The sequence below is a fragment of the Ruegeria sp. AD5 genome, assembly GCF_056542345.1.
Genome location: NZ_JBQFZR010000002.1, coordinates 863,466 through 885,648 on the forward strand (window position 1 = coordinate 863,466; position 22,183 = coordinate 885,648).

Below are 22,183 nucleotides of genomic sequence, written 5' to 3' on the forward strand. Positions count from 1 at the left end.
CTTTTTGGGTGGGTATTGAGGCGCGCTAGGTCCGCGCCAGCTCCTGCCGGGCGTCGTTGAACACCTCGGCAATACTGCGCCAGGTGTTTTCGGTTTCAGGCTCAAATCCCTTCGCCGCCACCCGCGCACTGGGCAGCATCGGGAAAGTCACCAGCGACACCTCCCACAGCTCCAGTTCGGTCAGGACCCGCTGGCCCTTGTCATTCTTCACGGCCCGCTTGGTGCGATAGCCAATCGACAGACCATCCATCGCACCCGCCCGGATCAACTCGGCCGCCTCACGGCCCTTTTGCGTGGCCTCCAGCAGACGGCCTTTGACCCACAGGCCCTTGTCGTCCTCGCGCACCTCATCCCAGACGCCGATTGGCTGCGCCGGATCGTGCTGCCACAGCATCTTGACCCGCTGGCCCGCCTTGGACAGCCCGTCAAGCGAGCCCCTATACGCCCCGCGCTGCACCACATCGCTGCCCTGATCGACCTGCCCAAACAGGCTGGCATAGCCCTCGATCACCGCATCGTCGGTCACCGACAAGCTGTCTCCGAACTGTGCGAATTTATGTTCCAAATCCATGAACTTCTCCATGTAACCCACTGACATTATGGCGTTACCACAAGGAATGACTGAAACGCCTGCGCCAAAATCACCGCCGCCACGCCGTAAACCGTCAGCCACAACCGCTTCTCCAGCCGCTCCATCATCTCTTCGATCTGATCCAACCGCCGACACAGGTGGGCGTGCTGGATCTCGGCCACCCGCTCATGCGCGGCCAGACGCAAGCCCGGCGCGCAGTCGAACGGAGGATACCCGTCACCCATCGCCACGCTCCGGCAGCCCCAGCAACGCGCGCTTTTCCGCATCCGTCAGAAAATCGGCACCGTTGACCCGCGCCCATTGCGCATCCCGCTCCGCCGACAGCGCGGGCACCTGATCCAGGTCGGGCTTCAGCACCAAATCCTCACCCGAGAACCCTGCCAGCCATTCTGACACCGCCGCCGCCACCCGCGTCACCAGGGGCAGCACGGTCAGGCGATAAAACGCCCGGTTGGCCTCCTGATAGTTCGAATAGGTCGCGTCGCCTTGGATCCCCAGCAGCATTGGCGGGACTCCAAAGGCCAGTGCGATCTCGCGGGCGGCGGCTTCCTTGGTCTTTTGAAACTCCATATCGGACGGAGAGAACCCCATCGGCTTCCAATCCAAGCCCCCTTCCAGAACCATCGGACGGCCCGCATTCCGCGCCCCGCGATAGTTCTGCTCGATCTCATCGGACAGACGCCGGAACTGATCTTCGGCCATCACCCCATGGCCATCACCCTTCCACACCAGCGCCCCCGAAGGTCGCGCCGCATTGTCCAATAACGATTTTGACCACCGCGACGCGCTGTTATGCACATCAATCGCCATTGCAGCCGCCTGCATGGGCGAAAAGCCATAGTGATCGTCCTGCGGATGGAACGATTTGATATGACAGATATTTTCCGCCGCAAACCGATGCTTCTTGCCGCCTACAGCGTAATCATACGCCTTGGGCCAGCCATCGGTCCCCGGCACCACGCTCATCCGGTCGGATCGCAACACATGCAGTTCAACCGGCAGGCCCTCATCAGCCTGCACCGCTTCGACATAGGCATTGCCCGACAGCAGCAACTGCCCAAACAAGGCTTCCATCAATTCCGCCCGCCCCTGTGCCGCATTCGGGCGGCGCATCAGCGACAGGATCGGATGGGTATCAAACCGCTGCGCCTGATCCTGCAACACCAAAGGCAACGCAGCCGCCGCCTCGGCAATCAGTTTTACCGAGCGAAACCCCACCGGGTTCCCCGAAAATCCCGTCCGCGTCAGCGACACCGCATCCCGAGGGCTCCACGCCACTCGCCCGCCCGTCTGCCACGCCACCACAGGCCCCGCCGCGCTCGCCTTCGCCTCGGGCGCTGCCTCAGCCGATCCACGACGCAAGAAATCGAATACCATCTGTGCTCCTTTCTGCCGCCGCTCTGCCCGGCTTGTTGAAAGGAGTTATGAGGGAAAGAAGTTTAAGCCTCGGGAATGGGGCGTACGGGGGTTGGGCAACGGATACATGACGTGAAATCGAACTAGAGCGAATTCAGAGAGTTCACCGTAAAACCACTGCTCGCACGCATTCTATCTAGACGCGAAGATTCTGTTCGAATACTCCTGAAATATAACTTTATGGATTTCAAGAATGTAGTGAGGTTTCATGAATTTAACCAAAGCAATCGTACCGGTCTTGCTTTTAGCAGTGTCGGGATGTTTCGGACCAAATTTGGATTACGGCGCAGAACCAACGACCTTCAAGTATACCGAAGCCGGAACCTCAGGCTTAAATCCAGTCAGACCCTACCCGACACCCGAAGACGTTTGCCAAATCATCAGTGAAAATCGAGAGATCCGCGAACCCGTCAACGATGGATCTTTTTTGATTGCTTGCCCAAAGCACGAACGCGGCGCAATCAGCGACAGGCAAAGCGAAGGCGCGCAAGTGATAGCTCACGCGCGACACTGGACAATACTGTCTGTACCTGCTCGCTAGTGCCACATTTTGCTACTTAACAGCACTTAAACTGGGCAGTGAAACTGCTATAGCGCCCGCACCCAAGGCCGCCGATAGACCCCCGCAGGCTCCACAACCAACTCATGCAACGCAGAGACTAACGGGTCGACCGGGTCGGGCGAGCCCTGACCCAGACTCTAGCTTGGCTGATTGCAAGATTCAGAAGTTTGTTCAACCGATAGCCTAAATCCTTTGCAATCACCGCCAAGTTCTTGTGATTTCGTGCCACGGCAATTGTCTGCGTTTCACATGCCCCCACGTGTGCTTCAAATTGAAGAGGCCACCCGATGAATGAAAACGAACCTGTGCCGTCCGGACACTCCGATACAAACAATAACTGGACCAAGGAACCGACCGCTGCCGACAAACACGTCTATGAGGTGTTTGCCTCCAACGTAGTCGTTCTTGTGCAGCTGCTTGATGACTACAAAACAATGATGTCGCCGGATGTCCACGCAAGGCTGTTTTCTTCGCTGCTGACGTTGTCCCGGTTGCTCGGCGAATACGAGGACAGTTGGAATCAAGAGTACCCAACGTCCTGAACCTGAATTCGCCCAGCGAAAGAGCAGCCCTTAAGGCGAAATATGATTGTTTGTAGAGCAACCCTCAAAGTGCTCACAAACTCCGCACCCTGGGCCGCCGATAAACCCCCGCAGGCCCCACAACCAACTCATGCAGTGCCCAGACCAGCGCATCGACCCGGTCGGGCGAACCCTGCCCTTCGAACCCCCGCGCGGTCATCTGGCACATCTGCTCCTCTAGCGCATCCAGCCCGGCCACATGGGTCACGCGCCCCTGCTCGTACAGTGCCGCCACAGGCTCGGCCCGCGCGACCTTGCCGCGGGACGCCCGCACCGCGCGGAACGGGACCAGAGGGTCCACCTGCCGCACCACCTCTTCCACCAGTTGCCCGCCCTGATTGACCTCGGCCACCAACCGTTCGGCCCCGAACTCATGCATCGCGTCAATCGCTGTCTGCGCCCAGCCCGCCGGGCCAACGCCCTGAACCGTCCGGTCGGCCAGCACATAGGCGCGCCACTCCTCGGGCGGCCCCTGTAGCTGGGCCCCCACGACCACGATCCCGCAAGCATCTGCATCCGCCCCCGCCGTTACTGCCGGGTCCAGTGCCACGACGATGCGGTCCAGCGTAGGCACCCGCATACAGCGCGCCGCCTCCAGCATCGAACCCGTCCACAACGCGCCTTCGGCATCCGACAGCAGTACCCCGTCCAACTCCTGCCGCCCCAGCCGCGTGCCCGCGTAACGCGCGCGCACCTCCCGCAAAAACGAGTCCGCCAGATTGGCCCGGTTCGCCTCGGTCGGCGCGTGGGTCTGCACGGTCGACGGCGACGCCAGCAAATCCTTCAAAACCATCACATTGCGCGGCGTCGTGGTCACACAGACCCGCGGCCGTTCCCCCAGCCGCAGCGCAAATTGCAACATATCCCAGGTCTCGCCCGCCTTCTTCCACTTGGCCAGCTCATCCACCCAGGCCGCATCAAACTGCGGCCCCCGCAGCCCCTCGGGATCATGCGCCGAAAACGCCTGCGCCTCGGACCCGTTAGGCCAAACCAGCTTGCGTTCAGACGCCTTCCAAACAGGCCGCCGATCCGGCGGTGAACACTGCAATATCCCGCTATCCCCAAAGATCATCACATCGCGCACCTGATCAAATGTCTCACCGACCAGAGCCACACGACACGCCTGCCCCCGATCCAGAGGCAATGACCCCTCGACCACCGACCGCACCCACTCGGCCCCCGCCCGCGTTTTACCGGCCCCGCGCCCGCCCATGATCACCCACGAGCGCCAGTCACCCTCGGGCGGCAACTGATGCGGTAGTGCCCAGAACTCGAACAGGAAAGGGAGGGCACACAGCCCCCCCTCCCCGATCTCACTCAGAAATCTGTTCTGAACCGCAGCAGGCGCGGAGGCGAGCCAGCCTGCACCCGATCTCAGATCGTGCTCGATCAAGGTCGAGCGCATAGCCCCCTTGGGCAATTCCGGCTTGTCTGTGATGTTGTTCGACAAAGCTTGTCTCCACTTTCTGGCAACTGCGGATCAGCCCCTCTAGCTGACCCAGTTGCTTGCCTGTTCCGGCAAGGTCTGCATCCTCCCCGGCACCGATCTGTTTTCGCAGTTCTTCCGCCGCTTGGCGCAGATCGCGAATGGATCTTTCGAGCGACTGCAATAAATCAGCCGTCTGAGAAATCCGCTCTTCCGGGGTAATCAAAGTCATGTTTGCCTGTGACCTCATGCGTGAGTTTTTCCGCACGAGAGAAACGAAAAACGGCCGCCGGGTCGCCCCGGGGCCGTTGCCCACCTCTTCTAGCATGACACAATTCATACCAAGAAAAGCGCGCAAAGTCAATGCGTTACGCAACGCGGACGCAACACCCGGCGTCCGATCCGTTAACGATCAGCCCCGCATGACCTCAAGAAACGCAGCGCTTACGATCAAAGCCGCACCCAATGCTTCTCTCATCCCAAACGGCTCGCCCGAGAAGACCGCCGCCGAGATCAGGCCCACCACAACTTCGCTCATCAGCAGTAGACCAACGCGTGCCGGGGTCAGCTTGGTTGCGGGCCAAATCGTCAGAAAAAACATCGGCAAGGTGTACAGGACCGACAGCAACGCGACCGGGCCGATACGTATAACCATCTCGCCGACTGCCTCTGATGACGCCAAACCGCCGCCGAATGGAAGGCTCAGCAGAGACAACACCAAAGCGCCTGAAACAAAGGCAAAAACCTGCCCCGGAACAGAAATACCGGACGTCCGATAAAGCCCCAGCGATCCCATCGCCCAAGTGATACCCGAGATCAGGGCCAGCCAGTCTCCAGCATTGCGCGGCCAGGGAAACCCCTGTTCTCCGCCAAGCACGATGAACATGCCACCCAGACCGCAGAGTAAGCCCAGCACGCGCGCCGGGCCAAGACGCTCACCCAGAAACACCATTCCAAGGATCGTTCCCCAGACCGGTGTCAGATAGAACAGCAGGATTGACCGGACGACATCTGTGTAAACCAGACTGATGGTAAACAAGCTGAACGCAGCACCGGTGAACATCCCGCTCAAGATCAGCCCGCGCCAGTCTTTCAAAAGCGCTTGCCGTTCGCGCATCAGGAAAGGCGTCAGTACGATCAACGCCGAGGTGTACATCACAATACCGGGCCATGGGCCATCCAGTCCTTGGTCGACAAAGTAGCGAACCGGAATCCAGTACAGCCCCCACATCATCCCGCCGATGACAAGGGCGACGCTGGCGGTCCTCAAATCCGCTCCGTGTAAAGCTCTGAATGTCATGACCCGACTCATAAAACCTTCCGAACCGTATCTGGCAAACGCGCAACCCGCGCAAGCTTATCGCCGACACGGCGCTTGACAATCGCGACCGCAAGGCGCATGTGCCCCTCAAACAGCGCTACCGCGTGAGCACGTGGGCGACACCGCCCCCAACAGCGCCCGATTCACCCATAGTTCCCCATCACGCAGGGTTCTTGACGCGACAACCAGATGCTGCAGGGAACGCCTGCACGTCCTGAGGTTTCGCACAACCCCTGCCGGTCGCGGATGCGGCCCATCACGACTTGCCCGTGGGCCATTGCCTTGGGCTGTAAAGGATAGATATTTGTTCGACTTCGATATGCTGGGCCTTGCGCCCGCTCTAAATGATGCGCTCAAACGCGCCAACTTCACTCAACCGACCCCGATCCAGAACCAGGCGATCCCGCTGGCCCTGAATGGTCACGATATCCTTGGCCTCGCCCAGACCGGTACAGGTAAGACATTGGCCTTTGGCCTGCCGCTGATCGACCATCTGCTGGCCCAGCCCGGCAAGCCCGATCCCAAAACCGCCAAGGCGCTGATCCTTGCGCCCACCCGCGAGTTGGTCAACCAGATCGCCGACAGCCTTCGCAACTTGACCAAGAAAACCAAGATCCGCGTCGCGACCGTGGTTGGCGGTCAGTCGATCAACAAGCAGATCATGTTTCTGGCGCGCGGCACCGACATTCTTGTCGCCACCCCCGGTCGCCTGATCGACCTGATGGATCGCGGTGCGGTTAATCTGGGTTCAGTCAAGCACCTTGTGCTGGACGAGGCTGACCAGATGCTCGATATGGGCTTCATCCATGCCCTGCGTCGGATCGCGCCGGAACTGGGCACGCCGCGCCAAACCATGCTGTTCTCAGCCACCATGCCGAAGCAAATGGAAGAGCTCAGCCGTGCCTATTTGACCAACCCGCAACGGGTGCAGGTCTCGCCCCCCGGCAAAGCAGCCGACAAGATCACGCAGTCGATCCACTTTGTTGAAAAGCCTGCAAAACCCGCCAAACTGCGCGAGATCCTCTCGGCTGACATGGACGCGCTGACGTTGGTCTTCTCCCGCACAAAACACGGGGCCGAAAAGCTGATGAAGGGGCTTGTCGCCGATGGCTACAATGCAGCCTCGATCCACGGCAACAAAAGTCAGGGCCAACGCGACCGCGCCATCAAGGCGTTCCGCGCCGGTGAGGTCAATGTTCTGGTCGCTACCGACGTCGCCGCGCGCGGCATCGATATTCCGGGCGTGGCCTATGTGATCAACTACGACCTGCCCGAGGTACCGGACAACTATGTCCACCGCATCGGCCGCACCGCTCGTGCAGGCCGCGAGGGCGAGGCCATTGCCTTCTGCTCGGCGGAAGAGGTCGACCTGCTGCGTCAGATTCAGAAGCTAATGAAGATCGAAATCCCGGTCGCCAGCGGTGAGATGCCTGAAGCAATCTCACCAAAGAAAACCCCGCGCCGCCCAAGCAACCGCCGTCGCGGCCCGAAACCTCAGCACTCTGGTGCGCCCAAACCGGGCGGTCAGAAACGCCGCCGACCGCGTCGCGCGAAAGCGGCCTGAATAAGCAACGGCCCGGTCGATTGACCGGGCCGTTGCTTTATCGGGGTCAAAGCTTCGTGTTGTACAAGTCGGACAAAGTGCCGTTTCAAACCTGCACAACACGGACGATTGAATCAGTTCCCGGAATTCCGCTCAGCCTCGATCTCACGCCACTTTGCGACGTTGCGATTGTGCTCTTGCAGGGTCTCGGCAAAGGCATGACCACCGGTTCCGTCCGCAACAAAGAAGATGAAATCCGTGTTGTCAGGTGCCACCGCAGCCTCAAGGCTCGCGAGACCCGGATTGGCAATCGGGGTGGGTGGCAGCCCTTCGATGACATAGGTGTTCCAAGGCGTCGCACGGCGCAGTTCGCTTTGCCGCAAACCGCGACCCAAAGTACCCTGCCCTTTGGTTACACCATAGATCACCGTCGGGTCTGTCTGCAGCCTCATACCTTGGTTCAGACGGTTAACGAAAACGCTGGCTACCTGGCCACGCTCTTCCGGCTGACCTGTTTCTTTTTCGATGATCGAAGCCAAGATCAGCATCTCTTCGGGGCTGTTCAGAGGTAAACCATCCTGACGCCCCTCCCACGCCGCGTTGATTCTAAGCTGCTGCTTTTCCTGCATTTCAGCAAGAATTGCATTCCGATCTTCACCGGGTCTGACCTCATAACTGTCAGGGGCCAACATCCCTTCAGCTGGCAATTCGGCTACTTCGCCGGTTAGCAAATCCATCGCCTTTAGCGACTCGACAATCTGCCAACTGGTGACGCCTTCAGCTAACGAGATGCGATAACGCGTATCCGCCTCACCGCGTTTTTCTGCATAAACTTCCGGGGCGTCCTCTTCGCCGATCACAAAGGAAGCCACCTCATCAAAATCCAGAGTCGCCGGGTTCAGCTCCCGCACGCGGGTCTGCATACGGGTCACGCCAATGCGGTATTCGATCTCGGTCCCGCAAGTGCTGGCGCCGCTATGAGTTATGTCGTCGACGATTTGCTCCATCGACGCGCCTTCGCGAACCAGAAAGCTACCCGCTTTCAGCTGCTGAGATTTGTCTGTGTAATCAGCAGCTAAGCGGAAAATCAACCCACTGCTGATCGCACCTTGATCCTCGAGGTCGCGGCTGACCCGTGTCATGTTGGAGCCTGGCTTTACCTGCAGGCAGATCGCGGTTTCCAGCGGTCCTTCGGACTTGTATTGCGACTGCCCCCACAGGACGACACCGCCCATCAGGAACAGCCCAACGATCAGTATTGTCAACGCGTTCGAAGCGAGCGCTCGCCACATTTAGTTGACCTTTCCGAAGATCACACTTGCATTGGTGCCGCCGAAGCCGAACGAATTTGACAAGGCCACGTTGATCTCACGCTCGCGCTTGGCATTCGGGGCCAAATCGATCGGAGTTTCAACTGCTGGATTGTCCAGATTGATCGTCGGTGGTGCAACCTGATCGCGGATCGCAAGGATAGAGAAGATCGCCTCAATCGCGCCAGCGGCGCCCAGCAGGTGACCAGTGGCCGATTTGGTCGAAGTCATCGTCGCGTTGCTGGCGTGATCCCCCAGCAGGCGTTCTACCGCGCCCAGCTCAATCGTATCCGCCATGGTCGAGGTCCCATGCGCGTTAATATAATCCAGATCCTTCGGCTCAAGCCCCGCACTACGCAGCGCTGCTTTCATCGAGCGTTCGGCCCCGTCGCCATCCTCGGACGGCGCGGTGATGTGATAAGCGTCACCCGACATGCCATAGCCCAGAACCTCGGCGTAAATCTTGGCACCGCGCGCTTTGGCGTGTTCGTAATCCTCAAGAACTACAATGCCTGCACCTTCGCCCATGACGAAACCGTCGCGGTCGATGTCATAGGGGCGGCTCGCTTTCTTTGGATCATCGGCGTATTTGGTCGACAGCGCCTTGCAGGCGTTGAAGCCGGCGATACCGATTTCGCAAATACAGCCCTCGCCTCCACCTGCGATCATCACGTCTGCATCCCCGGCGCGGATGATGCGGCTGGCATCACCGATCGCATGAGCACCGGTCGAGCAAGCAGTCACGACCGAGTGGTTCGGCCCCTTGAACCCATGACGGATCGAAACCTGCCCCGAGGCCAGATTGATCAGCGCGCCCGGGATAAAGAACGGAGAAACCCTGCGCGGACCTTTGTCGCGGATCAGGTTGGCCGTGTTGGCAATTGATCCCAGCCCACCGATACCGGACCCAATCAGAACGCCCGTGCGCAGGCGGTCTTCTTCGTCTTCGGGCAGCCAATTGGCATCCTTGCAAGCCATCTCGGCTGCAGCGATGGAATATAGGATGAAATCCTCGATCTTGCGCTGTTCTTTCGGCGGCATCCAGTCGTCGGGGTTGAATGTCCCATTGGTGCCATCTCCGCGCGGCACTTCGCAGGCATAGGTCGTGGTGACCCCGCTTGCCTCGGCATCAAACTGCGTGATTGGTCCTGCGCCGGATTCGCCATCCAGCAGCCGTGACCATGTTTCCTCAACCCCACTGGCCAAAGGAGTGACCAATCCAAGACCGGTTACAACGACTCTGCGCATGAAGTGCCTCTTGCCTGCTTCCTGTTATGAGAACCGCTCATACCCCGGCCCGGGGTGCGGGGGCAAGAGCAACGGCATATTCTGAACCGGCATCCTTGTGCCGTAACCTGTTCAAATCCTCTGTCAATTGAGTTGAACGATGCCTGAAAGGCAAAAACCCGCCCTTCCTTCAACGGGAAAGGCGGGTCGTCTGGTACTGAAGTTTACTGGAACTCGGCGACTGGCTCGTGTGCCGATTGGGCGACCTCCAATGCTTCGGACAGATCGACGGACTTGCGGAACAGTGCCCGGCCAACGATCGCACCCGAAATATTCGAGATATAGGCGAGACGAGAGATATCGTCGCTGGTACGCACGATACCGCTGGCTATGATCGGTGTACGCGATTTTTCGGCCAGTCCTGAAATCAGACCCAGCTGCGCCTCGACATCTTCCATATCACTATCGATATCGGTCACCAAAATTGCTGCAAGAGGCGTATCCGCGAAAGCTTCGATGAAGGCTTCCGGGGTAAACGCACTTTGGCTGCGCCAACCTTCGGTCATCACTTGCCCTTGCCAAACATCGACCGCCAACACGATCTGGTCGGGATAAAGCTTGGCCAGTTCCTTAACTAACTGCGGGTCCCAGGCCGCAAGTGTGCCAATCACGATTCGACCGGCCCCTTTGTTGATCCAATGTTCAACATGCTCGCGGGTCCGCATCCCCCCTGCCAACTGCACTGACATTTCAGAGGAGCGAATGATTTCTTCGATCAGTTCGGAATTGGTATCCCGGCCTTCGATCGCATCAAAATCCGTAAGCTGCATCCATTCTGCTCCAGCCGCAGACCAGCCGCGCGCGGTCTCGACTGGATCTACATGCCAGATCATCGCTTCATCCAGACGCCCCTTGTCCAGCGTAACGCACCGACCGTTCTGCAACTCCATCGTGGGGTAAATCATCATGATTCATATCCTCCGCTGAATCATTCCGTAATTCCACGATAGCATAGAGTCTCAGTTTGCCGCTTTATTTCACAAGATCGGCAAAGCTAGTCCATTTTGCGGCATCGCACTGCCTAATGCGTTTCACACCCGTGTCGGAGGTCCGTCACGGCGAAACAGATGAACGGGGGTGTCGCGGTATTCAGCTTCGCGCAACAGCTTGTAGCCCAGCTTTTCAGCCAATCGCTGTGAGGCTGCATGGTCCGCGTCGATCAGCGCAACCAACGGGCCCGGAATGATCCGGTCGAACCAGTCGTGCGCCGCCTGCGCGGCCTCACACCCGTATCCTTGCCCCTGCATGTCCGGGGCCAGAACCCACCCGGCTTCGGGAAAACCATCGAAATCATCGCCCAGGGACCGGTTGCCATAGAAGAACCCGGCTTGCCCGATCAGAGTACGATTCGACTGCAGCATCACACCCCATTGACCGAACCCGGTCATCTGCCAATGTCCAGCGTTGCGCAGGAAAGAATCCCACGCCTCGCCGCGCGTTTTCGGGGTGCCTCCGATATGGCGTACAACTTCGGGGTCGCGCCAGATTTCGGCGAACCGGTTGAAATCCTCGGGGCGCATTGCACACAAGGTCAGACGCGCCGTATTGATCATCGGGGTGGATCTTATCATGCCCTTGCCCGCTCAGAAACTTGCCTCAGGTGTCAGAGTGCGGAGCCTCAACGCCTCAAAGCAAGCGCGAAATGTGGCAGAGCATAAAAAAACGGCGCTTCCGTTGCCCGGAAGCGCCGTTTTTGTCTCAGTCAGGTCAGCTTAGGAAGCTTCGCTGATGAATTTGACCGCGTCGCCAAAGGTCTGGATGGTCTCGGCTGCGTCGTCCGGAATCTCGATGCCGAACTCTTCTTCGAACGCCATTACCAGCTCAACGGTGTCCAGGCTGTCTGCGCCCAGATCGTCGATGAACGAGGCGTTTTCGGCAACCTTGTCCTCTTCAACACCCAGGTGCTCAACAACGATCTTCTTTACGCGATCTGCGACGTCGCTCATGTCTATTCCTCATTTCAATTTCAGGGCTGTCCGCCCGGTTCTGCCCTTGCCCGTTCGGGGTGGACTTGTTTTGCCCTTTCCGGGCGGTTTGGGTCCCGGGTCCCCGGGAAATCAGAGAACCGGCCCTTGGACCGGTTCCTGCGCATATGCGCCGCCTATAGCACAGACAACGCACAAGGCAAACGCTTTCGCGCCCACCCTGAATTGCGATTACAACATGGCCATACCGCCATTCACATGCAAGGTGCTTCCGGTAACATAACCTGCTTCAGGGCTTGCCAGATACAGCACAGCGGCTGCGATTTCCTGCGGATCACCCATACGACCGGCCGGAACCTTGAGCAGCAGCCCCTTCTTTTGCTCATCCGTCAGCTTCTCGGTCATCGCGGTTGTGATAAAGCCCGGCGCAACCGCATTAACGGTAATGCCACGGGTCGCAACCTCATGCGCCAGCGCCTTGGAAAAGCCGATCATACCCGCTTTGGAAGCAGCATAGTTCGCCTGCCCTGGGTTTCCGATCGCAGCCACAACGGACGAGACATTGACGATCCGACCCCAGCGCGCCTTCATCATGCCCCGGATCACGCCTTTGCACAGCTTCATCGTTGCGGTCATGTTCACGTCGATCACGCTCTGCCATTCTTCATCCGACATGCGCATGAACAGGTTGTCGCGTGTGATGCCTGCGTTGTTCACCAGAATATCAACCGAGCCCATCGCCTCAGCCGCTTGTTTCGGCAGGGCCTCGACGGCTTCGGGATCGCTCAGGTTACACGGCAAGACATGCGCACGATCGCCAAGGCTGTCGGCCAGAGCTTGCAGAGGCTCCACGCGCGTTCCGGAAAGGCCAACAGTTGCACCAGCGTCGTAAAGCGCGCGGGCGATATCGCCGCCAATACCACCCGAAGCACCGGTGATTAGCGCATTCTTACCTGTCAAATCAAACATCTATGTTTCCTCTCTGGCCGCCGAATCCGGCGGCTGTCCCTTGTTCATGCGCCGGGGTTAACGGCTTTTTGTATATCTTCAGGCGTCCCGACCGCTGTGCACGCCAATGCTCGATCGATCTTGCGGATCATGCCCGACAGAGCTTTGCCCGCGCCGATCTCCCACGCTTCGGTCACACCCTGCGCGACCATGTACTGTACGCTCTCACGCCACCGAACCGAGCCGGTGACCTGTTCCACCAGCAACTGACGGATCATATCTGGATCAGCCACAGCTTCGGCGCGAACATTCGCAACCAAAGGCACGGCAGGCGCTTTGATTTCGACCGAAGCCAATGCCTCTGCCATTACATCTGCCGCAGGCTGCATCAGCGCACAGTGAAATGGAGCACTTACCGGCAACATAATTGCACGCTTGGCACCTTTTTCCTTGGCGATCTCGGCTGCGCGCTCGACGGCGGCTTTTGAACCAGAAACGACTACCTGGGTTGGGTCATTGTCATTGGCAGCCTGACAGACCTCATCTTGCGCGGCCTCTTCCGCAACGGCGCGCACCGCTTCAAGATCGAGCCCCAGAATGGCGGCCATTGCGCCCTCGCCCACCGGCACTGCACTTTGCATCGCCTGCCCGCGCGTCCGCAGCAGGCGGGCAGTATCGGCAACCGTCAAGGCTCCGGCCGCAGCCAGCGCCGAGTATTCACCCAGCGAGTGACCCGCCACATAAGATGCCATTGAAATCGAAACGCCTTCGGCCTCAAGTGCGCGCATTGCGGCCATCGAGGTTGCCATCAGCGCGGGCTGTGCATTCTGAGTCAGGGTCAGCTCTGCGATATCGCCGTCCCAGATCAGATCGCTCAGTTTTTCGCCCAAGGCCTCATCGACCTCATCGAAAACGGCGCGGGCGGCTGGATATGCCTCAGCCAAGGCCTTGCCCATTCCGATGGTCTGGGCGCCCTGCCCGGGGAAAACAAACGCGCGTGTCATTGGTGCCTCTTGCGTGACGTCAGATTTCGGCGGGGTTTAAACTGACAATCGGCGCGGCACAAGCATTGCCTGCGTTCTGCATCAGGACACCTTTACTGTGCATTTCTCTGTCTTGTGTCCACACGGCATCCATTTAACTTACCCTCAATTCAGAAACTCGGAGAGCCAATCGATGCCCCTTACCAACACCCGGTCCAGCTATGGTGGTGTAACCAAAGCATTTCACTGGCTGACCGCGCTACTGATCCTGACGGCTCTGCCGCTGGGCTGGTTCGCGAACCAATTGGCCCATGCGATTTACGATCCGAGCATTCCCACGACCGAGGATGACATCGCCCGCGCCGCCCAGCTGTTTTCACTGCACAAAACCATTGGTGTTACCGTGTTCTTCGTCGCACTGGCCCGAATCCTTTGGGCTGTTACCCAGACGAAGCCGGGCTTGCTGAACGCTGAAAACAAACCCGAGGCCTTCGCCGCCGAAACTGTGCACTGGCTGCTGTACGGCTCGCTTGTTCTGGCTCCGCTCAGCGGCTGGATCCACCACGCCGCCACCGACGGCTTCGCGCCGATCCTATGGCCCCTTGGTCAGAACCTGCCGCTTATTCCGAAGTCAGCTTTCCTTGCAGACATCAGCGCCAGCCTGCATTGGCTTTTCGTCTGGGCCCTGGGTGTGGCGCTCGTGCTGCACATAGCGGGCGCGCTGAAACACCATGTCGTGGACAAAGACAGTACCCTGCGCCGTATGCTGCCCGGCCAATCGGACGCGCCGGAACCCCCGGCACAGCACCATTCCATTGTTCCCGCCTTCGCCGCCTTGGCAATCTGGGGCGCGGTGCTGGTCGGAGGTTGGTCCACCGGTGTCTTTGACGACCAGTCCAAAGCAACCGAAGACACGGCCGAACTTGCGCAAGTTCAATCGGAATGGGAGGTCGAAGACGGATCCCTGTCGATTACTATCTCGCAATTGGGCAGTCCCGTAAGCGGCGAGTTTGCTGACTGGACTGCAGCGATAGCGTTTGAGGATCCCGCCGAGCCGGGATTGGCCGGTTCCGTCGATGTAACGATTGCCATTGGCTCACTCAGCCTCGGCACAGTCACCGACCAAGCGATGGGTGCGGATTTCTTTGACAGTGCGCAGTTTCCTACGGCTCAATTTAAGGCCGACCTGTTCAAAACGGATGCGGGTTATGAGGCGCGAGGACCTCTGACAATCCGGGACAAATCTATCGATGTCGTCCTGCCATTTACACTGGAACTGGCCGACGATGCAGCGACGATGTCGGGGAATCTGGAACTCAACCGAATGGATTTCGACGTTGGAAAATCGCAACCCACCGAAGATTCGTTGGGGTTCACGGTTATCGTCGCAGTTGAATTGACGGCAGGCCGCGACGACAAATGAAAAACCGCAGGGGCGCATAACCCCGGCGGTTCCTTTTTTGGGATCATGAAGGGATTAGTCGGCCTTCTGCGCCTCGATCGAAATCTTGACCTCGACCTCGTCACCCACGAACGGAGCGAATTGGCCCAGATCAAAATCGCTGCGCACCAGCGTTGTGGTGGCGTCAAATCCGGCCCATGGCTTGCCCGCCATCGGGTGCTCACCCACCTGGTTCAGCTTGGCATCCAAAACCACGGATTTGGTGATGCCATTCATGGTCAGATCACCGGTGATGTTGGCTGTGTTCTCGCCAGTGACCTCAATACCGGTTGAAGTGAAGGTCACCAGATCACCTTCGGCTGCGCCAAAGAAATCTTCGGTCATGAAGTGATCTTCGCGAGGTTTCCAACCGGTGAACATCTCGACGACCGGCATCGACACGGTCACGCTGGAAGCGCCGGGATCTTCCTGATCGAACATGATCTCGCCCTCAAAACCCGAGAACATGCCGTAGGTGGTTGAAAAACCCAGGTGGTTATAGCTGAAAAGAACCTGGCTGTGGCTAGGGTCCAGCGTGTATTTTTCTGCGCTGGCAAAAGCAGTCGTGGCCGAAACGGCCAAAGCAGCAGCAATAAGGGTGGATTTCATAACAATCTCCGCAATGGTGTTGTTGCAAACCGGGTGGGTTGCTCACCTACGAAAATGTGCCGCCCAAGGGCGGCACACAAGTTTTTTTGATTCACAACTTCTGTTCCTTTTTGAACAGAATAAAAATCAGGCGAAAATTGTTACGTTTTGGCTGAGTTGACCTTTGAGCGCTGAGCCAACATCCGCCGATTCCAGTGGCAGCTTCATCAGCAGGCTTCCGTCTACATCGTACAGTTCGACCTGGTCGTCAGCAAAACGCGCGCCACCCAGCGAGTCGTAGCTGCGGCGCAATACCGTTTGCGGCCGACCATTTTCGTTTTTCTGGAGAATGCGAACCTCGCGGCGGATTGGGTCAAAATAAGCGTCTGGGCGCGCATCCATCACCTCGATGGTCAGCAGGCTGACACCAACAATCAGGAACATCAGCGAAGCGACCAACTTGATAGGCCAAACCTCGGCTCCCATAACCGAACCCGGCATCAACCACATCGAAAAGGCCGACACGATCAGAAAGACACCAACGGCACGCAGAAGAAACATCCGAGCCCGCCAATTCGGTGCAAACGTAATCAGAACGGGGACGGATTTATCAAATACCGCGGCAGGCGCCGATTGTTCAAAAGTGTTTGTGTTCATGACGGCCATTGTCTTGCCCTGTCTATGTTTTCCAATCTACCGGGTTCTCCCGGCTTCATGAACAACCTCGAGGCGAAAAGCGTCAGGAATTGGGCGCACCAGTGGAAATAGGGCGACTTCACAAAGGCATATGTGGCAGGGCTTGCCCCGCCCGCTCAAACGTGTATACGGGGCCATCCTTCGCAGGAGTTATGAATCGCGCAGCCTCTCGTGGCAGGGTCGCGAAGGATCATCTGGCCCCGCCTTTGAAATGCGCCTTGATATAAACAGGAGTGCACATGCCACTGTATGAGCATGTAATGATCGCGCGTCAGGATTTGTCCAACGCGCAGGCAGAAAGCCTTGTCGAACATTTCGGCACCGTTCTGGCTGACAACGGCGGCAACGTCGTCGAAAGCGAGTACTGGGGCGTCAAGACGATGGCTTACAAGATCAACAAGAACCGCAAAGGCCACTATGCCTTCCTGAAAACCGATGCCCCTTCGGGTGCGGTTCAGGAAATGGAACGCCTGATGCGCCTGCATGATGACGTGATGCGCGTTCTGACCATCAAGGTCGACGAGCATGCCGAGGGCCCCTCGGTCCAGATGCAGAAGCGCGATGAGCGCGAAGGCCGCCGCGAGCGCCGCTGATCAACGCCTGACGAAAGGACATAAACCATGGCCGCAAAACCATTTTTCCGCCGCCGCAAGGTCTGCCCGTTCTCGGGTGAGAACGCGCCGAAAATCGACTACAAAGACACTCGTCTGCTGCAGCGCTACATCTCTGAGCGTGGCAAGATCGTACCTTCGCGCATTACCGCCGTTTCGGCGAAAAAGCAGCGTGAACTGGCCCGTGCTATCAAGCGCGCCCGCTTCCTCGCCCTGCTGCCCTACGCCGTGAAGTAAGGAGAGACTGACATGCAAGTTATCCTTCTGGAACGCGTTGCGAAACTGGGTCAGATGGGCGACGTCGTTGACGTCAAGCCCGGCTACGCCCGCAACTTCCTGCTGCCCCAAGGCAAAGCGCTGAGCGCATCGAACGCCAACATCGCGTCGTTCGAAGCCCAGAAAGCCCAACTTGAGGCACGCAACCTGGAAACCAAGAAAGAAGCTGAAGCGCTGGCTGAAAAGCTGGACGGTCAGCAGTTCATCGTGATTCGCTCGGCATCGGATGCCGGCGCTCTGTACGGTTCGGTCACCCCGCGTGACGCCGCAGACGCTGCAACCGAAGCTGGTTTCACCGTCGACAAGAAACAGATTGCCCTGATCGCTCCGATTAAGGAACTGGGTCTGCACTCGGTCGCAGTCAACCTGCACCCCGAGGTAGAAGTCGAGATCAAGATGAACGTCGCACGTTCGGAAGAAGAAGCCGAACTGCAGGCATCGGGCAAATCGATCCAGGAATTGGCTGCTGAAGAAGAAGCCGCTGCCGAATTCGAAATCGCCGAACTGTTCGACGACATAGGCTCTGCCGCTTCGGAAGACGAAGATCTGGTTGCCGAAGAAGCTCCGGTCGAAGAAGACGAAGCAAAAGCCTGATCTGGCTGCATATCCAATATCAAAGGGCCGCGCTTTTACGCGGCCCTTTTTCTTTTTGTTACATCGCAAGCAAAATTCGGCCCGATTGTTCGCCTGGCCTTGCAGACCGGCGAGGGTTTCATATCATCGCCATTCGCAATCAGGAGTATTTTGATGACCCCCCTCCTTCGTCGCCGCGTCTTAACCTTGTTGCTTATGGCACCGCTTGCAGCTTGTGGCAGTCCTGGCAGCTCAGGTTCCGGCGATACGTTCGATCCCCCCCTCTACCCCAATGAAACACCCGAGCTTCGCGCCTCGATCAACAAATGGGCTGACCACTACGAGCTCCCGCGGGAGTTGGTGCACAAGCTGGCCATCCGTGAAAGTACACATCGACCGTGGGCGGTGAACCGGCCCTATTATGGGCTTCTGCAAATCCTCCCGGCCACTGCGCGATCAATGGGTTATACTGGAAATGCCGAAGGCCTGCTGGACGCCGATACCAATCTGGAGTTCGCCGGAAAATACCTGCGAGGCGCCTGGCTTTTGTCTGATGGAGATCAACAACGTGCCATCTTTCTTTATGCCAAAGGATATTGGCCCGAAGCAAAGGCCAGAGGCATGCTCGTCGAGACGGGTCTGGTTTCTGCCACAGAATAGGCATGTTTAATTCGCATTTCGATTGTAATGCACATACATAACCTTCGAAATGCCACGGCGAATCCCATGACCTACTGCACAACTCTGACGTTAAATCTTTTAAAGGTGCATAATTGTGTGCCCGAAAGGCACATTTACCTATAAAAGGCAGACATTTCCCACATCTTCTTGTCTTGACAAGCGAAATGTGGTGTCCTGCTTGACGTCAGGGAAGACAGTATCATTTTCCTGGCCAAGGGGATCCGCCCGCTCACTCGGGTCTAACTGGTCGTTACCGTATGGATATTGTTGATCTCAGCACTCTTCCCGAACAGGATACTCGGTATGACGAGTTCCTGCGTCAGGTCTGTGACAAATATGAAATGGACCACGCAGCCTATGCGGGTATGAATCCTGCTGCAGGTACGATTCACGGCCATGTGACCTATGGGGACGACTGGAAAACCCACTATCAAGAGCAAGGCCTGCACCTGATCGATCCGACGCTGCACATGAGCCAGCGCAGTATCGCTCCGGTCGACTGGAGCCGTCTGGAACGCGGTAAAGATTTCCAGCGCGTTTTTCGCGATGCACATGATTTTGGCATTCCAGATCAAGGCATTACGATTCCGGTTCGCGGGCCGTACGGAGATATCGGCTTGCTTAGCGCAGTGCGCGAGTGCAGCCGGGATGAGTGGAAGAAACTGGTGCCCAACGTGATAAGTGACCTGCAATCATTGGCCGTACACATCCATGACAATGTCATGACATCGGATACGATCAGCCGGATGCTGTACCACCCGACCCTCTCCAGCCGAGAATTGGAGATTTTGCAATGGGCCGCAGCGGGTAAATCGCAACAAGATATCGGCGATATCCTGTCGATTTCGCACCGCACGGTTGAGGTGCACTTGCGCTCTTCTCGCGAAAAGCTTAATGCACTGACGACTCCGCAGGCTGTCGGTCGGGCCATCGGAATCGGCTTAATCTACCCAGGATAAAGCCAAATTTTGCCGAAATTGGGCTAAAAAAAGCCAATATTACGGGAAACCCCCAATAGATTCGCTGTGGAAACCGGGTAACGTCTTATCCACAGACAGATCACTCGAAGGGGGTTAACATGATTTTGGTAGTTGATGGGCTGAACAGACATCTGTTCACCGAAGTTCTTGACGATATGTTCGAACTGCGCGCTCGGGTTTTTGGTGGACGACTTGGATGGGATGTCCACATCGAAGACGGCAAAGAAATCGATCAGTTCGATCACCTGGATCCTGCATACGTAATTGGTCTCGACGATGAGGGGAACGTCGTAGCCGCAGTACGTGCACTCCAGACAACCGGCCCGCACATGCTTTCAGATGTGTTCTCGGATATCTTATGCGGCGAAGCGCCAATGCGCAGCGCGACCATGTGGGAATCCACCCGCTTCTGCGTCGACACGCAGCGACTGACCCGAGGAAAAGAGAAGAACTCGGTTTCTTACGCGACCTGTGAGCTGATGATCGGATCTCTGGAATACTGCCGTAGTGCGGGTATCCAGGACATCATCACCGTGATTGACCCGGTTATGAACCGCGTTCTCAAACGCTCGAACTGTGCGCCTTACGACTATGTGGGCGAAACCGTTCCGATGGGCAAGGTACCGGCCATGGCGGCGTTGCTGGATTGCACAGAAGAGAGGATTTCGGGTCTTCGCGAATTCGCAGACATTCACCACGATGTCTTTATCGAAGAAGAAAAGGCGTTGGAGTTCTTCGAGGCCAAAAAGGCCGCCAAACTCAGCCCGGCAAATCGCGACCACAAGCCGCTCACCGATCTTGAGAAGTACTTTGTCGAACAGATGAGTGCGGCCAAGACGGAAGAAGAAAGGCAGGCAGTGCTGAAACTGATCGAAGCGCTGTCCGACACATTCACCCCAGAGCAGAAGACCGCTCTGTTACAGACCCCCCGTGCTTTTGCTCATGAGGCCTGACCCCCTCACCTCATAGTACAAAGCCACCCATGCGGAGCCGTCTAATTCGAGACGGCTCCGCTTTTTTTGACCCCTAAAGGGGGAAGGAAGAGGATTATTCCTCTTCCAGTGCCTCAACGGCTTTTTGCAGATCGTCCTTGCTGACTTCTTTGTCCGCAACCTGAGCCAGTTCGAAGACGTAGTCGACAACCTTGTCTTCAAAAATAGGCGCACGCAGCTGCTGCTGCATTTGGGCGTTCTGCTGCACAAATTCAAAGAACTGGCGCTCCTGGCCCGGGTACTGACGCGCCTGGTTCATGATCGCCTGTGTCATTTCCGAGTCGGTCACTTCAACCTCGGCCTTCTGGCCCAGTTCGGCAAGCAGCAGGCCCAGACGCACGCGGCGTTCGGCAAGCTTGTTATGCTCGTCGGCTGGTTCGATCGGATCGTGATCGTGACCTTCAACGTCAGGATTTTCCTCGTGCCACAGCTGATGCGCGATCTGCTTGGCTTCGGCTTCTACCAGTGACGGCGGCAGGTCGAACGAGACTTTCTCGTCCAGCACGTCCAACAAAGCGCGCTTCATAACTGCACGGGACGCACCAGCATATTCGGCTTCCAGACGCTCGGCGATCTGTGCTTTCAGAGCAGCCAGATCCTCAGCACCAAATTTCTTGGCCAACTCGTCGTCGACCTCAGCTGCGACCGGCTCTTTCACCTCTTTGATGGTGCAGGTGAAAACGGCGTCTTTGCCGGCCAGATGCTCGGCACCGTATTCCTCGGGGAAGGTGACGTTAACGTCTTTTTCTTCCTCGGCCTTCACACCGACCAACTGCTCTTCAAAGCCGGGGATGAAGCTGTTCGAGCCCAGAACCAGCGGGTAATCTTCAGCCGAACCGCCTTCGAACTCTTCGCCGTCAACTTTACCAACAAAGTCGAACACGATCTGGTCACCATCCTTGGCTTTCGAACCCTTACGACGCGCTTTGAAGTTCTGCGCGGTCTCGGCCAGGTTGTTCAGCGCTTCTTCCACGGCTGCGTCGTCCGCTTTGACAACCAGCTTCTCCAGTTCAACCGATTTCAGGTCAACTTCTGGAATCTCGGGCAGCGCTTCGTAGGACATCGCAACTTCTACGTCGTCGCCTTCTTTCCAGTCCTCGTTGGTCATCTTGACCTCGGGCTGCAAAGCAGGACGTTCGCCGCTGTCCTCAAAGTGCTTGTTCATCGCACCGTCGATGGTTTCTTGCATCGCTTCGCCAAGCAAGCGCTGGCCGAACTGCTTTTTCAGCAGAGCCATCGGCACCTTGCCTTTGCGGAAACCCTTCATTTCAACCTCGGGCTGCGCTTCGGTCAGTTTCTCGTTGACCTTGTCGTCCAGCTCGGCTGCGGTCACAACGATGTTGTAGCCGCGCTTCAGACCTTCGTTCAGCGTCTCGGTAACCTGCATTTTGGTAGTCCCCATAGGATTCGGGGCGCGCAAAACGGGCGCGCCGGGCAAATTTGACGCCTTC

General features: G+C 57.7%; 26 protein-coding genes. 10 read left to right on the forward strand and 16 right to left on the reverse strand.

Going from position 1 to position 22,183, the window contains the following annotated elements:
- Positions 1-25 precede the first annotated feature (25 nt).
- Genes ACR0JG_RS12860 through ACR0JG_RS12870 form a run of 3 tightly spaced genes read right to left on the reverse strand, consistent with a single transcriptional unit; the run spans position 26 to position 1,969 of the window.
- Complete coding sequence (locus tag ACR0JG_RS12860; protein ID WP_480570228.1) at positions 26-571, reverse strand: HK97 family phage prohead protease; 546 nt, start codon at positions 569-571, stop codon at positions 26-28.
- 26 nt (positions 572-597) lie between these two features.
- Positions 598-816, reverse strand: a complete 219-nt coding sequence (locus tag ACR0JG_RS12865) for a GTA head formation protein, RCAP_rcc01685 family (RefSeq protein WP_010442100.1) — start codon at positions 814-816, stop codon at positions 598-600.
- Positions 809-1,969, reverse strand: a complete 1,161-nt coding sequence (locus ACR0JG_RS12870; protein ID WP_480570231.1) for a phage portal protein — start codon at positions 1,967-1,969, stop codon at positions 809-811. Before ACR0JG_RS12870 ends, ACR0JG_RS12865 begins: the two co-directional genes overlap by 8 nt.
- 247 nt (positions 1,970-2,216) lie before the next feature.
- Here ACR0JG_RS12870 and ACR0JG_RS12875 point away from each other — a divergent pair, with 247 nt between their 5' ends.
- Both ACR0JG_RS12875 and ACR0JG_RS12880 read left to right on the forward strand, forming a co-directional pair.
- A complete protein-coding gene (locus ACR0JG_RS12875; RefSeq protein WP_480561349.1) occupies positions 2,217-2,549 on the forward strand; it encodes a hypothetical protein in 333 nt (110 codons plus the stop codon).
- Positions 2,550-2,857: 308 nt separating this feature from the next.
- On the forward strand, positions 2,858-3,112 hold the full coding sequence (locus tag ACR0JG_RS12880; RefSeq protein WP_170598023.1) for a hypothetical protein: 255 nt from the start codon (positions 2,858-2,860) through the stop codon (positions 3,110-3,112).
- A gap of 73 nt (positions 3,113-3,185) precedes the next feature.
- Here the strand turns inward: ACR0JG_RS12880 and ACR0JG_RS12885 are convergent, their stop codons facing one another.
- The 3 genes from ACR0JG_RS12885 to ACR0JG_RS12895 all read right to left on the reverse strand — a co-directional run bounded on the left by ACR0JG_RS12885 (position 3,186) and on the right by ACR0JG_RS12895 (position 5,877).
- Entirely contained in the window at positions 3,186-4,556 is a 1,371-nt protein-coding gene (locus ACR0JG_RS12885; protein WP_480570234.1) for a DNA-packaging protein, read from the reverse strand.
- Positions 4,465-4,905, reverse strand: a complete 441-nt coding sequence (locus ACR0JG_RS12890) for a hypothetical protein (protein ID WP_480570237.1) — start codon at positions 4,903-4,905, stop codon at positions 4,465-4,467. The genes ACR0JG_RS12885 and ACR0JG_RS12890 overlap by 92 nt, the downstream gene beginning before the upstream one ends.
- Positions 4,906-4,989: 84 nt before the next feature.
- Positions 4,990-5,877: a DMT family transporter gene (locus ACR0JG_RS12895; RefSeq protein ID WP_170663694.1), complete on the reverse strand. Its 888-nt coding sequence runs from the start codon at positions 5,875-5,877 to the stop codon at positions 4,990-4,992.
- A gap of 325 nt (positions 5,878-6,202) precedes the next feature.
- Between ACR0JG_RS12895 and ACR0JG_RS12900 the strand changes: the two genes are divergently transcribed.
- A complete protein-coding gene (locus ACR0JG_RS12900; protein WP_170512921.1) occupies positions 6,203-7,462 on the forward strand; it encodes a DEAD/DEAH box helicase in 1,260 nt (419 codons plus the stop codon).
- 113 nt (positions 7,463-7,575) lie between these two features.
- Here ACR0JG_RS12900 and mltG read toward each other — a convergent pair whose 3' ends face one another.
- The 7 genes from mltG to fabD form a co-directional block, all read right to left on the reverse strand.
- Positions 7,576-8,733 (reverse strand): endolytic transglycosylase MltG, encoded by a 1,158-nt coding sequence (gene mltG / locus ACR0JG_RS12905; RefSeq protein ID WP_170512919.1) that lies wholly within the window; start codon positions 8,731-8,733, stop codon positions 7,576-7,578.
- Positions 8,734-9,999: a beta-ketoacyl-ACP synthase II gene (gene fabF, locus ACR0JG_RS12910; RefSeq protein WP_170403139.1), complete on the reverse strand. Its 1,266-nt coding sequence runs from the start codon at positions 9,997-9,999 to the stop codon at positions 8,734-8,736.
- A 203-nt stretch (positions 10,000-10,202) separates the two neighbouring features.
- Positions 10,203-10,946 (reverse strand): 1-(5-phosphoribosyl)-5-[(5-phosphoribosylamino)methylideneamino]imidazole-4-carboxamide isomerase, encoded by a 744-nt coding sequence (locus ACR0JG_RS12915; protein ID WP_480570240.1) that lies wholly within the window; start codon positions 10,944-10,946, stop codon positions 10,203-10,205.
- A 123-nt stretch (positions 10,947-11,069) separates the two neighbouring features.
- The gene (locus tag ACR0JG_RS12920; protein ID WP_170403143.1) at positions 11,070-11,609 is read right to left on the reverse strand and encodes a GNAT family N-acetyltransferase; all 540 of its coding nucleotides are present in this window, start codon (positions 11,607-11,609) and stop codon (positions 11,070-11,072) included.
- A gap of 141 nt (positions 11,610-11,750) precedes the next feature.
- A complete protein-coding gene (locus tag ACR0JG_RS12925) occupies positions 11,751-11,984 on the reverse strand; it encodes an acyl carrier protein (protein WP_008756330.1) in 234 nt (77 codons plus the stop codon).
- Positions 11,985-12,194: 210 nt separating this feature from the next.
- Entirely contained in the window at positions 12,195-12,932 is a 738-nt protein-coding gene (gene fabG / locus ACR0JG_RS12930) for a 3-oxoacyl-[acyl-carrier-protein] reductase (RefSeq protein ID WP_170396459.1), read from the reverse strand.
- Between the two features lie 44 nt (positions 12,933-12,976).
- A complete protein-coding gene (fabD, locus tag ACR0JG_RS12935; RefSeq protein WP_170734832.1) occupies positions 12,977-13,915 on the reverse strand; it encodes an ACP S-malonyltransferase in 939 nt (312 codons plus the stop codon).
- A gap of 172 nt (positions 13,916-14,087) precedes the next feature.
- On the opposite strand from fabD, the gene ACR0JG_RS12940 reads away from it, so the two are divergent.
- On the forward strand, positions 14,088-15,317 hold the full coding sequence (locus ACR0JG_RS12940; RefSeq protein ID WP_480570245.1) for a cytochrome b/b6 domain-containing protein: 1,230 nt from the start codon (positions 14,088-14,090) through the stop codon (positions 15,315-15,317).
- Positions 15,318-15,371: 54 nt separating this feature from the next.
- Here ACR0JG_RS12940 and ACR0JG_RS12945 read toward each other — a convergent pair whose 3' ends face one another.
- Positions 15,372-15,944, reverse strand: a complete 573-nt coding sequence (locus ACR0JG_RS12945; RefSeq protein WP_480570248.1) for a YceI family protein — start codon at positions 15,942-15,944, stop codon at positions 15,372-15,374.
- 126 nt (positions 15,945-16,070) lie between these two features.
- A complete protein-coding gene (locus ACR0JG_RS12950; protein ID WP_255612061.1) occupies positions 16,071-16,580 on the reverse strand; it encodes a hypothetical protein in 510 nt (169 codons plus the stop codon).
- A gap of 278 nt (positions 16,581-16,858) precedes the next feature.
- Here ACR0JG_RS12950 and rpsF point away from each other — a divergent pair, with 278 nt between their 5' ends.
- The 6 genes from rpsF (at position 16,859) to ACR0JG_RS12980 (ending at position 20,693) form a co-directional block, all read left to right on the forward strand.
- Entirely contained in the window at positions 16,859-17,212 is a 354-nt protein-coding gene (rpsF, locus tag ACR0JG_RS12955) for a 30S ribosomal protein S6 (RefSeq protein WP_068332653.1), read from the forward strand.
- Positions 17,213-17,239: 27 nt separating this feature from the next.
- The gene (gene rpsR / locus ACR0JG_RS12960; RefSeq protein ID WP_005608650.1) at positions 17,240-17,467 is read left to right on the forward strand and encodes a 30S ribosomal protein S18; all 228 of its coding nucleotides are present in this window, start codon (positions 17,240-17,242) and stop codon (positions 17,465-17,467) included.
- Positions 17,468-17,479: 12 nt separating this feature from the next.
- Positions 17,480-18,100 (forward strand): 50S ribosomal protein L9, encoded by a 621-nt coding sequence (rplI, locus tag ACR0JG_RS12965; protein ID WP_170396450.1) that lies wholly within the window; start codon positions 17,480-17,482, stop codon positions 18,098-18,100.
- Positions 18,101-18,253: 153 nt separating this feature from the next.
- Positions 18,254-18,739 carry a lytic transglycosylase domain-containing protein gene (locus ACR0JG_RS12970; RefSeq protein WP_170511990.1) on the forward strand — a complete coding sequence of 162 codons (486 nt, stop codon included), beginning with the start codon at positions 18,254-18,256 and terminating at the stop codon, positions 18,737-18,739.
- 278 nt (positions 18,740-19,017) lie between these two features.
- Entirely contained in the window at positions 19,018-19,719 is a 702-nt protein-coding gene (locus tag ACR0JG_RS12975) for an autoinducer binding domain-containing protein (RefSeq protein WP_170396446.1), read from the forward strand.
- A 119-nt stretch (positions 19,720-19,838) separates the two neighbouring features.
- A complete protein-coding gene (locus tag ACR0JG_RS12980; protein ID WP_170396444.1) occupies positions 19,839-20,693 on the forward strand; it encodes an acyl-homoserine-lactone synthase in 855 nt (284 codons plus the stop codon).
- Positions 20,694-20,787: 94 nt separating this feature from the next.
- Here ACR0JG_RS12980 and tig read toward each other — a convergent pair whose 3' ends face one another.
- Complete coding sequence (gene tig, locus ACR0JG_RS12985) at positions 20,788-22,119, reverse strand: trigger factor (protein WP_480571119.1); 1,332 nt, start codon at positions 22,117-22,119, stop codon at positions 20,788-20,790.
- Between the last annotated feature and the right edge of the window lie 64 nt (positions 22,120-22,183).